This window comes from Nocardioides sp. zg-1308 (assembly GCF_013155375.1).
GTDB classification, from domain to species: Bacteria; Actinomycetota; Actinomycetes; order Propionibacteriales; family Nocardioidaceae; genus Nocardioides; species Nocardioides renjunii.
Genome location: NZ_JABJQY010000002.1, coordinates 794,395 through 809,013, shown reverse-complemented (window position 1 = coordinate 809,013; position 14,619 = coordinate 794,395). Strand labels below are relative to the sequence as shown.

General features: G+C 74.1%; 13 protein-coding genes. 9 read left to right on the top strand and 4 right to left on the bottom strand.

Features of this window, described 5'->3' with window-relative positions; all coding sequences use genetic code 11:
• The first annotated feature begins 131 nt into the window (after positions 1–131).
• Genes hutH through HN031_RS05655 form a run of 3 tightly spaced genes read left to right on the top strand, consistent with a single transcriptional unit; the run spans position 132 to position 4,460 of the window.
• Positions 132–1,685, top strand: a complete 1,554-nt coding sequence (gene hutH, locus HN031_RS05665; protein ID WP_172267477.1) for a histidine ammonia-lyase — start codon at positions 132–134, stop codon at positions 1,683–1,685.
• Positions 1,682–3,400 (top strand): urocanate hydratase, encoded by a 1,719-nt coding sequence (hutU, locus tag HN031_RS05660; RefSeq protein ID WP_172267475.1) that lies wholly within the window; start codon positions 1,682–1,684, stop codon positions 3,398–3,400. Before hutH ends, hutU begins: the two co-directional genes overlap by 4 nt.
• A gap of 31 nt (positions 3,401–3,431) precedes the next feature.
• Positions 3,432–4,460 carry a M48 family metallopeptidase gene (locus HN031_RS05655; protein WP_172267473.1) on the top strand — a complete coding sequence of 343 codons (1,029 nt, stop codon included), beginning with the start codon at positions 3,432–3,434 and terminating at the stop codon, positions 4,458–4,460.
• 3 nt (positions 4,461–4,463) lie between these two features.
• Here HN031_RS05655 and HN031_RS05650 read toward each other — a convergent pair whose 3' ends face one another.
• The 4 genes from HN031_RS05650 to HN031_RS05635 all read right to left on the bottom strand — a co-directional run bounded on the left by HN031_RS05650 (position 4,464) and on the right by HN031_RS05635 (position 8,663).
• Positions 4,464–5,768: an MFS transporter gene (locus HN031_RS05650; protein WP_172267470.1), complete on the bottom strand. Its 1,305-nt coding sequence runs from the start codon at positions 5,766–5,768 to the stop codon at positions 4,464–4,466.
• A gap of 179 nt (positions 5,769–5,947) precedes the next feature.
• On the bottom strand, positions 5,948–6,829 hold the full coding sequence (locus tag HN031_RS05645) for a CoA ester lyase (RefSeq protein ID WP_172267467.1): 882 nt from the start codon (positions 6,827–6,829) through the stop codon (positions 5,948–5,950).
• 1 nt (position 6,830) lies between these two features.
• Positions 6,831–7,910, bottom strand: a complete 1,080-nt coding sequence (locus tag HN031_RS05640) for a CoA ester lyase (protein WP_172267464.1) — start codon at positions 7,908–7,910, stop codon at positions 6,831–6,833.
• Positions 7,911–8,078: 168 nt separating this feature from the next.
• Entirely contained in the window at positions 8,079–8,663 is a 585-nt protein-coding gene (locus HN031_RS05635) for a DUF1992 domain-containing protein (RefSeq protein ID WP_172267461.1), read from the bottom strand.
• A gap of 103 nt (positions 8,664–8,766) precedes the next feature.
• Here HN031_RS05635 and HN031_RS05630 point away from each other — a divergent pair, with 103 nt between their 5' ends.
• Genes HN031_RS05630 through HN031_RS05605 form a run of 6 tightly spaced genes read left to right on the top strand, consistent with a single transcriptional unit; the run spans position 8,767 to position 14,602 of the window.
• A complete protein-coding gene (locus tag HN031_RS05630) occupies positions 8,767–9,408 on the top strand; it encodes a M15 family metallopeptidase (RefSeq protein WP_172267458.1) in 642 nt (213 codons plus the stop codon).
• Positions 9,405–10,601: an alanine racemase gene (gene alr / locus HN031_RS05625; protein ID WP_367650662.1), complete on the top strand. Its 1,197-nt coding sequence runs from the start codon at positions 9,405–9,407 to the stop codon at positions 10,599–10,601. The genes HN031_RS05630 and alr overlap by 4 nt, the downstream gene beginning before the upstream one ends.
• Positions 10,598–11,581 (top strand): D-alanine--D-alanine ligase, encoded by a 984-nt coding sequence (locus HN031_RS05620; RefSeq protein ID WP_216652484.1) that lies wholly within the window; start codon positions 10,598–10,600, stop codon positions 11,579–11,581. Before alr ends, HN031_RS05620 begins: the two co-directional genes overlap by 4 nt.
• On the top strand, positions 11,578–12,633 hold the full coding sequence (locus HN031_RS05615; protein ID WP_172267455.1) for an acyltransferase: 1,056 nt from the start codon (positions 11,578–11,580) through the stop codon (positions 12,631–12,633). The genes HN031_RS05620 and HN031_RS05615 overlap by 4 nt, the downstream gene beginning before the upstream one ends.
• Positions 12,630–13,943, top strand: a complete 1,314-nt coding sequence (locus HN031_RS05610; protein ID WP_172267452.1) for a sensor histidine kinase — start codon at positions 12,630–12,632, stop codon at positions 13,941–13,943. Before HN031_RS05615 ends, HN031_RS05610 begins: the two co-directional genes overlap by 4 nt.
• Positions 13,940–14,602 (top strand): response regulator transcription factor, encoded by a 663-nt coding sequence (locus tag HN031_RS05605; protein WP_172267449.1) that lies wholly within the window; start codon positions 13,940–13,942, stop codon positions 14,600–14,602. The genes HN031_RS05610 and HN031_RS05605 overlap by 4 nt, the downstream gene beginning before the upstream one ends.
• Positions 14,603–14,619 lie beyond the last annotated feature (17 nt).

Genomic DNA, 14,619 nt, shown 5'->3' with positions numbered 1-14,619 from the left:
GCACGCTACGCCGGACCGCGTGACGGGGCATCCCCTTATCCGGAGGAGCCGGTCGCCGGATCTCGGATCCGAGACAGGCGACGCCGGGCACGGGTGGTTCGAAGCATCCGGCCAGGGGTTTGATGGGCCGCATGCACAGCAGCCAGGTCGGGAGCATTCACGTCGGGGTCGGCCCCGTCTCGTTCGAGGACCTCGTCCGCGTCGCCCGGGACGGAGCGCCCGTCGAGCTGACCGGCGAGGCGCTCGAGGCCATCGACCGCGCGCGCGAGGTCGTGGAGGCGCTGGCGGCGGCGAAGACCCCGACCTACGGCGTCAGCACCGGCTTCGGCGCGCTCGCCACCCGGCACATCCCGACCAAGATGCGCGCCCAGCTGCAGCGCTCCCTCGTCCGCTCCCACGCCGCCGGCTCCGGCCCCGAGGTCGAGCGGGAGGTGGTCCGGGCCCTGATGCTGCTGCGCCTCTCGACGCTCGCGACGGGACGCACCGGCGTACGGCGGGAGACGGCGCAGCTGATGGCCGGCCTGCTCACCCACGGCATCACGCCGGTGGTGCGCGAGCACGGCTCGCTCGGGTGCTCCGGCGACCTGGCGCCGCTGTCCCACTGCGCGCTCGCGCTGATGGGGGAGGGCGAGGTGCGCGACGCCTCCGGCACGCTCCTGCCGGCCGCCGAGGCGCTGGCCGCCGCCGGGCTCGAGCCGGTGGAGCTCGTCGCCAAGGAGGGCCTCGCCCTCATCAACGGCACCGACGGCATGCTCGGCATGCTGGTCCTGGCGATCACCGACCTGCGGATGCTGCTGCGCACCGCCGACGTCGCCGCCGCGATGAGCGTCGAGGGCCAGCTCGGCACCGACCGGGTCTTCGCCCCCGAGCTGCAGGCGATCCGCCCGCACCCCGGGCAGGCGCTGTCGGCCGCCAACCTCACCGCGCTCATGGCCGACTCGGCCGTCGTCGCCTCGCACCGCACCGGCGACTGCAACCGGGTCCAGGACGCGTACTCGCTGCGCTGCTCGCCGCAGGTGCACGGAGCGGCCCGCGACACCGTGGAGCACGCGGCGCTCGTGGCCGGCCGCGAGCTCGCCAGCGCCGTCGACAACCCGGTGGTCCTGGGTGACGCGGTCGAGTCCAACGGCAACTTCCACGGGGCGCCGGTGGGCTACGTCCTCGACTTCCTGGCGATCGTCGCCGCCGACGTCGCCTCGATGAGCGAGCGGCGCACCGACCGGTTCCTCGACACGTCGCGCAACCACGGCCTGCCGCCGTTCCTCGCCGACGACCCCGGCGTCGACAGCGGCCTGATGATCGCGCAGTACACCCAGGCCTCGATCGTCTCCGAGCTCAAGCGGCTCGCCGTCCCCGCCTCGGTCGACTCCATCCCCTCCAGCGCCATGCAGGAGGACCACGTGTCGATGGGCTGGAACGCCGCCCGCAAGCTGCGCCGCTCGGTCGACGGGCTCGCCCGGGTCGTCGCCGTCGAGGTGATGACCGCCGCCCGCGCCCTCGACCTGCGCGCCCCGCTGACCCCGTCGCCCGCGACCGGCGCCGTGGTCGACCTGCTCCGCAGCTCCGGCGTCGCCGGCCCCGGCCCGGACCGCCACCTCTCGCCCGAGATCGAGGCCGTCGTCGGCCTCGTCCAGTCCGGCGCGGTCCTCGCCGCCGCCGCATCCGTGATCGGAGAGCTCCAGTGACCGACCCGACCAACCCGCGCCTGCCCATCCACGCCGCCCACGGCACCGAGCTGACCGCGAAGTCGTGGCAGACCGAGGCGCCGCTGCGGATGCTGATGAACAATCTCGACCCCGACAACGCGGAGCGCCCCGAGGACCTCGTGGTCTACGGCGGGACCGGAAAGGCGGCGCGGGACTGGCCGTCGTACGACGCCCTCGTCCGCACGCTGCGCGACCTCGAGGCCGACGAGACACTGCTCGTGCAGTCCGGCAAGCCGGTCGGCGTCATGCGGACCCACGAGTGGGCGCCCCGCGTGCTGATCGCCAACTCCAACCTCGTCGGCGACTGGGCCGACTGGGAGGAGTTCCGCAGGCTCGAGGACCTCGGGCTGACGATGTACGGCCAGATGACCGCGGGCTCGTGGATCTACATCGGCACGCAGGGCATCCTCCAGGGCACCTTCGAGACGTTCGCCGCGATCGCCGACAAGACGTTCGGCGGGACGCTCGCCGGCACGATCACCGTCACCGCCGGACTGGGCGGCATGGGTGGCGCCCAGCCGCTCGCCGTCACGATGAACGACGGCGTCGCCATCTGCGTCGAGTGCGATCAGCACCGCATCGTCCGGCGCCTCGAGACGCGCTACCTCGACGTGCAGGCGCGCGACCTCGACCACGCGCTCGAGCTCGCCCTGCAGGCCCGCGACGAGCGCCGCGCCCTGTCCATCGGCCTGCTCGGCAACGCCGCGGAGGTGCTGCCCGAGCTGCTCGAGCGCCACCTCGCGCGCGCCGAGCAGGGCGACGGCCCGCTGGTCGACATCGTCACCGACCAGACCTCGGCCCACGACCCGCTCTTCTACCTGCCCGCCGGGACGTCGTACGACGACTGGGAGCGCGAGCGCACCGAGGACCCGCGCGGGTTCACCAAGCGCAGCCAGGAGTCGATGGCCCGCCACGTCCGGGCGATGGTGGAGCTGCAGGACGCCGGCGCGGAGGTCTTCGACTACGGCAACTCGATCCGCGACGAGGCCCGCAAGGGTGGCTACGACCGCGCCTTCGAGTTCCCCGGCTTCGTGCCCGCCTACATCCGGCCGCTGTTCTGCGAGGGCAAGGGCCCGTTCAGGTGGGCGGCCCTGTCCGGCGACCCCGAGGACATCCACGCCACCGACCGCGCCATCAAGGAGCTGTTCCCCGCCGACGAGAAGCCGGAGTACGCCCGGCTCCACGCCTGGCTCGACATGGCCGCCGAGCGGGTCCAGTTCCAGGGCCTGCCCGCGCGGATCTGCTGGCTCGGCCACGGCGACCGCGCGAAGGCGGGCGCGAGGTTCAACGAGATGGTCGCCAGCGGCGAGCTCAAGGCGCCGGTCGTCATCGGCCGCGACCACCTCGACTGCGGCTCGGTCGCCTCGCCCTACCGCGAGACCGAGGCGATGCTCGACGGCTCGGACGCGATCGCCGACTGGGCGATCCTCAACGCGCTGGTCAACACCGCGTCGGGCGCCACCTGGGTGTCGTTCCACCACGGCGGCGGCGTCGGCATCGGCCGCTCCCTGCACGCCGGCCAGGTGACCGTCGCCGACGGCACCGCCCTGGCCGCCGAGAAGATCGAGCGGGTGCTCACCAACGATCCGGGCATGGGCGTCATCCGCCACGTCGACGCGGGATACGACCGCGCGGTGGAGGTCGCCGAGGAGCGCGGCGTCCGGGTTCCGATGCGGGAGGGCGCAAACGGCTGACTTTCGCGGCCGCGTACGTCAGGATCCCTCCATGGCATCGGGGGACAAGAAGCCGGCGCGTGCGCGCGTCGTGCTCACGGACATCAGCTCGCGGGCGTGGGAGCACCCCGCCGACAGGGGCGCGCTGGTCGCGCTGCGCAAGCTCAAGGGCTTCGACGTCCTGCTCAAGACGATGTCGGGGGTCTTCCGCGAGCGGGCGTGGCGCCTCACGCTGCTCGGCTCCGCGGTGCGGGTCGACGAGCGCCAGTTCGCCCGGCTGCACCGGCTCCTCGCGGAGGTCGGCCGCAGCCTCGACGCGGCGTACCTCCCGGAGATGTACGTCCAGGCCGACCCGCGGCTGAGCGCCATGACCGTCGGCATGGACCGGCCGATCATCGTGCTGTCCTCCGGCATCGTGCACCACCTCGACGACGACGAGCTGCGCTTCGTCATCGGCCACGAGCTCGGCCACGCCATCAGCGGCCACGCGATCTACCGCACGCTCCTGATCCGCCTGCTCGGCCTGGGCGGCCTGCTCTACGCCGTCCCCGGCGGCGCGATCGGCATCCGGATGGTCACCGTGGCGCTGCTCGAGTGGTCCCGCAAGGCCGAGCTGTCGGCCGACCGCGCCGGCCTGCTGGCCAGCCAGGACCCCACGGCCGCGCTGCGCACGCACATGAAGATCGCGAGCGGCGGCACGCTCGAGGAGCTCGACGTCACCTCGTTCCTGTCGCAGGGCGCGGAGTACGACGAGGGCGGCGACGTGCGCGAGTCCCTCATCAAGCTGTCGCTGCTCCAGCAGCAGTCCCACCCGTTCGCGGTCGTCCGGGCCACCGAGCTGCGCCGCTGGATCGACAGCGGCACCTACACCGCCATCCTCGGCGGCGACTACCCCCGTCGCGCTGACGACGACACGGCCTCGGTCAGCGAGGCGGCGCAGGAGGCCGCGGCCAGCTACGCCGTGTCGTTCGAGCGGACCCAGGACACCCTCGGCAGGCTGGTCCACGACCTCGCCGGCTGGATGGGCTCGGCGAGCACGTGGCTCAACGACCGGTTCCGCCGGGGCAGCGAGAGCGCCTGAGGCTCACCCGGCGGGCGTCGGCTCGCCGGTCGCCGGGTCCGCCGAGACGACCGGCGGCTCCTCGATGCCGTTGACGCGCGGGGAGATCAGACGCTCCACGACCAGGGCGAGCACCGCGATGAGGCCGCAGCCCGCCACCAGCACCGCGACGTACGCCGTGGACCACCCGTGGTGGAGCAGGAAGCCGGCGAAGGCCGGGCCGGCGATCGCGCCGCCCTGGAACGCGCCGGCGTTGACCGCGTTGTAGCGCCCGCGGAGGTGGTCGGGCGCCATGTCGTTGGTGATCGCCGGCACGGTCGGCTGCAGCATCGTCTCGCCGAGCGCGAAGACCGCGGCGAAGGCCAGCACGCCGACCGCGGCCACGGTGCCGGGCACGGCAGCGGTGACGCCGAGCAGCACCCACGACGCGGCCCAGAGCGCGGCCATCACCAGCATGACGCGCGTACGGCGGTGGCCGGCGATGCGCCGCAGCACGAGGAACTGCAGCAGCACGATGACCGCGGTGTTGACCGCGAACGAGAAGCCGATCACGCGCGTGGAGACCTCGCCGACCTCCCGGGCGAAGGCGGGGAACCCGGCCTCGAGCTGGCCGTAGCCGACGAAGACGCCGGTGAAGGTGAGGGCCGTCATCCACAGCACGGCGGGCTGGCGGAGGATGGCGAGGTAGGAGCCGGCCGCCGGGTCGGCGTCGTCCGGGGCCTCGTGCAGCCCGGTCACGTGGCGCAGCGGGCCGAGCATCAACGCGATCGGGACGAGCATGCTGGCCGCGTCGGCGAGGAAGATCACCGTGAACGTGCGCGGCTCGCCGACGTCGGCGTAGAGCCCGCCGACGACACCACCGAGGCCGATGCCGAGGTTGACGAGGGCGAAGTTGATGCCGAAGTACTGCTGGCGGGTCTCCCCGGTGGTGACGGCGGCGATCAGCGAGTTGAAGGCGGGCCACGAGACGCCGAAGTTGAGCCCGAGGAATACGAAGGCGAGGGCGGCCATCCACGGCGTGGTGGCGAACGCCAGGACGGTGCACCCGATCATCTGGGCCGTGGTGGCGAACAGGATCATCCGCCGCGCGCCGATGCGGTCGGTGAGCGCTCCGCCGGGGCCGGTGACCAGGAGGGCGACGACGGCGATGAACGACATCAGCGTGCCCGCGAGGTCGAGGGAGAAGCCGCGGACCTCGTGGAGGTAGATGACGGTGAAGGGCAGGGTCAGGCCGCGGCCGAGGGTCTGGATCGCGACGGTGGAGAGCAGCCACCGCCCCTCGGTGGACAGCTGGGACCAGAAGGTGCGAAGGGTCGCCGAGGAGCTCACCCCAGCATTGTCGCGGCCGCCACCGACGGTCCGCACGCGGGTTTCGGACCCTGCCGTCGAGCCGGGTGCGGACACGGCAGCGCCGCCCGGTCCGCGAGGGACGGGGCGGCGCGCGTCGGCTGCTGTGCCGGTGCCGGTGGGCTACCAGCCTGCGGTCGATGTCCGGAAATCGGACGCCCTCACGCTCCGAGCGCAGAGACCGCCTCGTGGATGGCCAGCGTGCGCCGGGCCGACTCGACGTGCAGGTTCTCGACCATCCGTCCGTTCCAGGTGACGACGCCGGCGCCGGCGCCGTCCTCCCAGGCGCCGATCAGCCCCCGTGCGTCCTCGACGGCCTGCTCGCTGGGGGCGAAGGCGGCGTTGGCGCCCTCGACCTGGCCGGGGTGGATCAGCGTCTTGCCGTCGAAGCCCATCTGGCGGCCCTGCTCGCACTCGGCGAGGAAGCCCTCGGTGTCCTTGACGTCGTTGTAGACGCCGTCGATGACCGCGATCCCGGCGGCTCGGCCGGCGAGCAGGGCGGTGTGGAGGCTGGGCAGGATCGGGCCGCGACCGGGGACGTGCTCGGCGTACAGCTCCTTGACGAGGTCGTTGGTGCCGAGCACGAAGGCGCCGAGCCGGTCGGAGGCGCGGGCGATGGACAGGGCGTCGAGGATGGCGACGGGGGTCTCGACCATCGCCCACAGCGCGGTGTGGGCGGGTGCGCCGGCCTTCTCCATGGCCGACACCAGCGCGGCGACGTCGTCGGCGCTGCCCACCTTCGGCACCACGATGGCGGCGGGCCCGGCCTGGCTGGCGGCCACGAGGTCGGCGTCGTGCCACTCGGTGCCGATGGCGTTGACGCGGATGGTGACCGCGCGCCGGCCGTAGTCGTCGCTCCCCGCGGCCGCCGCGACCGCCTCGCGTGCGGCGGGCTTGGCGTCGGGGGCGACGGAGTCCTCGAGGTCGAGGATGAGCGCGTCGCAGGCGATGCCCTTCGCCTTCTCCAGCGCCCGCTCGTTGGAGCCGGGCATGTAGAGCACGGAGCGCAACGGCGTGAACGGTGCCGTCTCGTGGGCGGCCATGTCAGTCCTCGATCCGGATCGCGGCGTACTGCTGCCTGAGCTCGGGGTCGATGGCGGCCAGCTCGTCGGCGAGGGCGACCATCACCTGGCACTGCTTGACCGAGGCGTCGTCCTCCATCTTGCCGTCGATCATCACCGCTCCGGTCCCGTCGCCCATCGCGGCGATCACCCGGCGGGCGTGGGCCACGTCCCCGACGCTGGGAGAGAAGACGCGGTTCGCGATCTGGATCTGCACCGGGTGCAGGCTCCAGGCGCCGACGCAGCCGAGCAGGAACGCGTTGCGGAACTGGTCCTCGCACGCGACGGTGTCCAGGATGTCCCCGAACGGCCCGTAGTAGGGGTAGATCCCGTGCATCGCGCACGCGTCGACCATCCGGGCGATCGTGTAGTGCCACAGGTCCTGCTGGTACGACGCCCGCTCGGCGTCGTACTGCGTCTCGCCGTCGACCCGGGGCGCGTCCTGGCGCACGAGGTAGCCGGGGTGGCCGCCGCCGACCCGGGTGGTCTTCATCCGGCGGTCAGCGGCCAGGTCGGCCGGGCCGAGCGAGAGGCCCTGCATGCGCGGGCTGGCTGCGCAGATCTCCTCGATGTTGGCCACGCCGCGGGCCGTCTCGAGGATCGCGTGGACCAGGATCGGCCGGCTCAGGCCGGCCTTCGCCTCGAGCTGGGCGAGCAGCCGGTCGACGTAGTGGATGTCCTCGGCGCCCTGCACCTTCGGCACCATGACGACGTCGAGCTTGTCGCCGATCTCCGGCACCAGGGTGGTCAGGTCGTCGAGCACCCACGGGCTGTCGAGGGAGTTGATCCGGGTCCAGAGCTGGGTCGGCCCGAAGTCGGTGGCCTTCGCGATGTCGACGAGGCCCTGCCGCGACCGCTCCTTGTTCTCCGCCTTGACCGCGTCCTCGAGGTTGCCGAGGAGGACGTCGACGGTGCCGACCATGGCGGGCACCTTGGCGGCCATCTTCTCGTTGCCCGGGTCGAAGAAGTGGATCGCCCGGCTCGGCCGGGCCGGGATCTCGCGCGGCGGGGCGGGGGCCCCGACGGCGAGCGGGGCGAAGAAGTCCTTGGCGGTTCGCGACATGCGCGCAAACTACCGCCGCCGGGGGACGGGTCGATATGACGGATGTCTCGCGGGTGGGGTGCTGCGGTGGGTGCTGCGGTGTCTGGAGTCCCCGGATATCCGGGGACCGTCGTGCCTACAGGTGGAGATCTCGACCGATAACTACGGAACTCGGGTGCGAAGCTCCGGTCAGGACCGGCCGAAGAGCCGCCGCCAGCCCCGCTGCGGCCGGGCCGCGGCCTCGGCCGCCTCGCGCTCGGCCCGAGCGGCGCGCTGGGCCTCGATGCGCGCCGTACGCCGCTCGCGCCACGCGACCACCTCGGCGTCGACGTCGCGCTGCTGGGTGATCACCGGCGGCCCGGACGGGCCGACGGGAGGGGTGTAGATCGCCTTGCGGACGCGCGCGTTGAACTCCTCGACCTCGCGGCGCACCTCCGACTCGACGTTGATCCGGTCGAGCCGGCCGTCGAGCTCGGCATCGTCCTTGCGGATCGCGAGGGCGGGCGGCAGCAGGGCGATGTTCTCCCGCTCGACGAGCTTCTTCACCCACCAGTCCGGGTCGTGCTCGACGCCGAGGTCCTCGATGGGCTTGCCCTGGCCGGGCAGGTTGTCGAACTCGCCGCGCTCCATCGCCAGCCGGACCTGCTGGTCGACCCAGCTCGACTGGTGCGCGATGCGCGCGGCGGCGGCGGAGCGCCCCGTGCGGCTGTCGCGCTCCTGCTCGCGGCGGACCGATTCGGGCGCCGCGGTCTCCCAGTCGTCGTCCTTCGACATGGCCTCCATGCTACGAGGGGGCCGAAGACCCGGTCCTCGAGGACAGCGCATCGGCACCTCAGGCGGAGGCGCGGACCACCCGCCGACCGCGAGCGTTGCTGCCATGACGATCCTGCTCTCCGACCCGCGGGTCGCGGCCGTGCCGGTGCGCGACTCCGGCCACCCCCTGGTCCGCCTCGACGCCTCGTTCGGGCCGGCGCGCGCGCTCGTGCGCCGCGGCCTGGCCGACCGCCTCGCACTCGCTCAGGCGGACCTCCCGCGCGGCATCTCCCTGCGCGTCGTCGAGGGGCACCGCACCGTGGCCGACCAGCAGGCGATCATCTCGGCGTACTCCGCCGAGGTCTGTGCCGCCCACCCCGGCATCTCGCCCGAGCAGCTCGCGGTCCTCACGAGCCGCTTCGTCGCGCCGGTCGCCGTCGCGCCGCACGTCGCGGGCGCGGCCGTCGACCTCACGCTGGTCGACGCCCGCGGCGACGAGCTCGACATGGGCACGGCCATCGACGCGACGCCGGAGCAGTCCGATGGCGCCTGCTGGTTCGCGGCCGACAGGATCAGCGCGGACGCTCGCGCCCACCGCGACCTCCTCGCGCGGGTGCTCGGCGAGGCCGGCCTGGTCAACTACCCCACCGAGTGGTGGCACTGGAGCCACGGTGACCGCTACTGGGCCCTGCTCACCGGCGCGGACGCCGCCCTCCACGGCCCGGTCGCGGCTGCCGCAGCCGAGCACGCCGGGACGGCGGCGTGAGCGTCCTCGCCGCGATGCCCGGGCCGGCCCGGACGCACGGACCCCGGCTCGAGGTGGACCTGTCGGCCGTCGCCGCCAACACCCGCCTCCTCGCCGACCGCACGGACGCCGAGGTGATGGCGGTGGTCAAGGCCGACGGCTTCGGGCACGGCGCCGCGGACGTGGCGCGTACGGCGCTCGCGCACGGCGCCACGTCGCTCGGGGTCACCAGCATCGACGAGGCGCTCGCCCTGCGGTCCGACGGGCTCCGCGCACCCGTGCTGAGCTGGCTCAACCCCCTCGACGCGGCGTACGACGACGCGCTCGCCGCCGACGTCGACCTGGCCGTCCCGTCCCGCGAGCACCTCGACGTCGTCGTCCGCGCCGCCACCTCGGCGCCCGCGCGGCCGGCAGGGATCCACCTGCACCTCGACACGGGGATGTCCCGCGACGGCGCCGAGCCGTCCGCCTGGCCGGCCCTGTGCCGGGCCGCGCGGAGGGCGGAGCGCGCCGGGCTGGTCCGGGTCGTCGGCGTGATGGGCCACCTCGGCTGCGCCGACGACCCTTCCGACGGGTGCAACGCGCTCGGCCGGCGGCGGTTCGCCTGGGGCCTCGACGTCGCCCGCGCGGCCGGCCTCCGACCGCCGCTGCGACACCTCGCGGCCACGGCCGCCACGGTCCTCGACGTCCGCAGCCACCACACCACGGTGCGGGTCGGCGCCGGCCTGGTCGGCATCGACCCGACCGGCACCACGCCGCTGCGCTCGGGGCTGACCCTCACCGCGCCGGTCGTCAGCGTGCGCCGGGTCCGGGCGGGGGCGGGCGTCGGCTATGGCCACGCCTGGACGGCGCCGGTCGCCACGCACCTCGCCCTCCTGCCGCTCGGCTACGCCGACGGGCTGCCCCGGGTGGCCGCCGGCCGCGCCGAGGTGCTGCTGCGCGGCCGCCGTCGACCCGTCGTCGGCCGGATCTCGATGGACCAGGTCGTCGTCGACCTCGGCGACGACCCGGTGCAGCCCGGGGAGACCGCCACCGTCCTCGGCCCCGGCGCCGCCGGCGAGCCGACGGTCGCCGACTGGGCGGCCTGGGCCGACACCATCCCGAACGAGGTCGTCACCGGCCTCGGGCCCCGCATCCGGCGCGTCCACCGTCCCGCCGTGCCGTTCGGGCAGGCCGCACAGGCCACGCCCACCCACCTCAGGAGCATCCCGTGACCCGCCCGATCCCGGCTCCGGCCACCGACCCGACCCCCAGCCGCACCCGCGTCGCCGTCGTCGGCGGCGGGCAGAGCTGCGAGCACGAGGTGTCCCTCGCCTCCGCCGCCGCGGTCGCCGGCGCGCTCGACCCGTCGGCCTACGACGTCGTCCGGCTGACCATCGGCCGCGACGGCACCTGGCGCGACGGCGACGACCGCCCGCTCGGGCTCGCCGCTGCCGTCACGGTCCTCCAGTCCTGCGCCGCGGTCCTCCCGGTCGTCCACGGCCCGCGCGGGGAGGACGGCTCGCTCGCCGCGCTCTGCGAGCTCGCCGGCGTGCCCTACGTCGGGTCGGGCGTCCGGGCCGGCGCCCTGGCCATGGACAAGTGGGCGACCAAGCTGGTGGCCGGGGCCGTCGGCGTCGCCACCGCTCCCGGCGTCCTGCTGTCCGCGGCCGGCGCGGCGACGTACGCCTGGACCCACCCGGTCGTCGTGAAGCCGGTCGCCGCCGGCTCCAGCCACGGCGTCACGCTGGTGCGCGAGGCCGGGGACCTGGCCGCGGCTCTGGACACCGCGCTCGCCCTCGACGACCGCATCCTCGTCGAGGACCTCCTCGTCGGCCGCGAGATCGACGTGGCCGTGCTCGGCACCGCCGACGAGGGCCGCGTCGTCGCGCCGGCGCTCGAGGTCGTCGTCGACGGCCCGTTCGACTACGAGGCGAAGTACGGCGGCGGCGCCGACTTCCGCGTGCCGGCCGCGCTCGACGACGTCGAGCGCAAGGCGCTCGAGGAGGCCGCGGTGGCGGTCTACGACGCGCTCGGCTGCGCCGGCGTGGCCCGCGTCGACTTCTTCCTCACCGACGCGGGCCCGGTGCTCAACGAGGTCAACACGATGCCCGGCTTCACCGAGCAGTCGCAGGTGCCGAGGATGTTCGCGGCGGCCGGGACGTCGTACGCCGCGCTGCTCGACCGGCTCGTCCGCGACGTCCTGCCCGCGTGAGCCGGCGCGTCGAGGGCATCGACCTCCTGCGCGGTATCGCGGTCGGCCTGGTGGTGCTGCGGCACGCCTGGCCCGATCTCTTCCCGGGCGCCGGCGTGGTCGGTGTCGTGATGTTCTTCGCCCTCAGCGGCTACCTCATCACCGGCCTCCTGGTCGACGAGCTGCACCGGACCGGCCGGGTGGACCTCCGCCGGTTCTACGTACGACGGGCGCGCCGGCTGGTGCCCGCGCTGCTGTTCCTCGTGGCGGGGGTGGTCGTCGTGACGCTGCTGCTGGACCCGCTGGGCGACCGGGACGAGCTCGGCCGGACCGTGCTCGTCGCGCTGACGTGGACGGGCAACCTGCCCTTCGGGCACGCGAGCGACGCCACCTTCCACCTCTGGACCCTCGCGACCGAGGAGCAGTTCTACCTGCTCTGGCCCGCCGTCCTCGCGCTGGCCTGGGCGCGCGGGCGCGTGCGTGCGACGGTGCTGCTGGCGGGCGCCGGGTGCCTGCTGGCCTGCCTCGCGACGGTGCTGTGGCTGCGGGGGGAGCCGGACCTCGCCTACTCCCTGCCGACGTCGTGGGCGGTCTGCTTCGTCGTCGGTGCCGCCGCCCGGGTGCTGGCCGATCCGTCATCCCGACCGGCACGCATCGGTGCGGCACCGAATGACGCAACCGCTTGCCGGGCCGCGCGAAGGGCCGCTCGCTGGGCGGCACCCGTGGCGCTCACCGGGTTGCTCGTCCTCAGCGTGGTTCCATTGCGGGGTCACGCCCTCACCTACCTGGCAGGAGGTCCCGCCATCGCTGCGCTGACCGCGGTGCTGCTGCTGTCGTGGCGGGGCTGGACCGAGGTGACCGGGCCGGCGCGGGCGCTGGTCCTGCTCGGCACGGTGTCCTACGGGGCCTACCTCTGGAACTACCCGCTCACCCTGTGGCTGCGCCCGGGCCTCGACGGCCTGGCCGGTCCCGTCGCCGCGGTCCTCACCCTCGTGATGGCGGCCCTGAGCTGGCGCCTCGTCGAGTCGCGGGCGCCGCGCACCGCGCGTACGCCCGAGGCGGTCGCGCGATGAGCACCGCGGCGACCGGCCGGCCCGGGCCCGACCAGCTCCGGGAGTGGGCCCCCGACGTCGCGCTCGGCGGCGGCGTGCTCGTGCTCGGGATGATCGAGGCCTCGCGGACGAAGCCGTTCTGGGAGGACTGGTGGGACCTCGCGCTCGTGGTCCTCGGCATCGCGGTGGCCGTCGCGCTCAGCCGGCGCGCCCCAGGACTGGCCCTTGGTCTCGTGTGGGTCGTCTGCCTGCTCCAGCTCCTCACCGGCACCCCCGTCCTGCTGGCGCAGCTCGCCATCGCGGCCGTCGCGTTCGGCGGCGCCCGGTGGGGCAGCACGGCCGTGGTGTGGCTCAGCGGCCTCTCGATCCCGCTCGGGGCGGTCGTCGTGGTGCTGTTCGCGGCCTCGGAGGTCTACGACGTCATCGACGACGTCGTCGACTACAACAGCGTGATCGACTCGGCCTACCGCCTCGGCTCGACCTGGCAGGTGGCGGCGGCGGTCCTGGGGATGTTCGTCCTGGGCTCGCCGTGGTTGGCGGGCCTCGCGCTCCGGTTCGTGTCCCGCGCCGAGCAGTCGCGCGTCTCGCAGGTGGCGGCGGAGGAGGACGCGGCCCGCGCCGTACGGATGTCCGAGCAGGCCCGCGAGATCGCGCGGCTCCGCGAGGAGCAGGCCAGGATGGCGCGCGACGTGCACGACGTCGTCGGCCACTCGCTCGCGGTGATCCTGGCCCAGGCTGAGTCGGCGCAGTACATCGACGACGCCGACCCCGAGCGGCTCAAGCAGACGATGGCGACCATCGCCACGTCGGCGCGGACCTCCCTGCAGGACGTGCGCCAGGTCCTCACGACGACGCAGGCCCCGGACGCCGCGGTCCGCAGCGGTGGCCTCGACAGCCTCGTGGACGGCGTCCGCGCCAGCGGCCACGAGGTGGTCTCCACCGTCGTGGGCCAGCCGCGACCGCTCCCGCCGGAGCTGGAGACGGTGGCCTACCGCGTGCTCCAGGAGATGCTGACCAACGCCATCAAGCACGGCCGGCGCGACACCCCGGTCTCCGTCGAGCGCCACTGGGAGGGCGAGCTGCGCATCGAGGTCCGCAACGTGGTGCAGGCGGCCGTCGCCGACGACGTCACGCAGCCGATCCGTCCGGTCCCTGCCGGTGCTGCGCGTGCCGAGGAGCAGCCGGTCCGCGAGGTGCCCGGCCAGGGGCTCGACGGGATGCGCCGCCGGCTCGCGGCGGTCGGCGGGCGGCTCGACGTACGGCGTCGCGACGAGGCCGGCGTCCAGACGTTCACGGCCACCGCCTGGGTGCCGGTGCGAGGTGGCGCGTGATCCGCGTCGTGCTGGTCGACGACCAGGAGCTCTTCCGCGAGGGCGTCCGCGTGATCGTCGACGCCCAGGACGGGATGGAGGTCGTCGGGGTCGCCGGTGACGGCCTCGAGGCGGTCCAGGTCGTCGACGACCTCGAGCCCGACGTGGTGCTCATGGACATCCGGATGCCGGAGATGGACGGCGTGGAGGCCACCCGGCAGCTGTTCCTGCCCGACCGGGTGTCCCGGCGCGAGCACCCGCTGCGCGTGGTCGTGCTCACCACCTTCAACCTCGACGACCGCGCGGCCACCGCCATCCGCCACGGTGCCAGCGGGTTCCTGCTCAAGGACACCACGCCGGTGATGCTGCGCGACGCGATCCGCACGGTGCACGCCGGGAACGCCGTGCTCGCGCCCGCCGACCTGTCCCTGCTGCTCGCAGACCAGTTCGTGGCGCGCGCGCCCGCGCCGGCGGCGTACCTCACCCTGACCGAGAAGGAGCGCGAGGTGTTCGCCGCCGTCGCCCGCGGCATGTCCAACACCGAGATCGCGGGACTGGTGTTCGCCTCGGAGTCGACGGTCAAGACCCACGTCGGGTCGGTGCTGCGCAAGCTGGCGCTGCGCGACCGGGTGCAGGTCGTCGTGTTCGCCCACGAGCACGGGCTGGTCGGGCCCGCCTAGCAGCGTCCCGGGGGCGG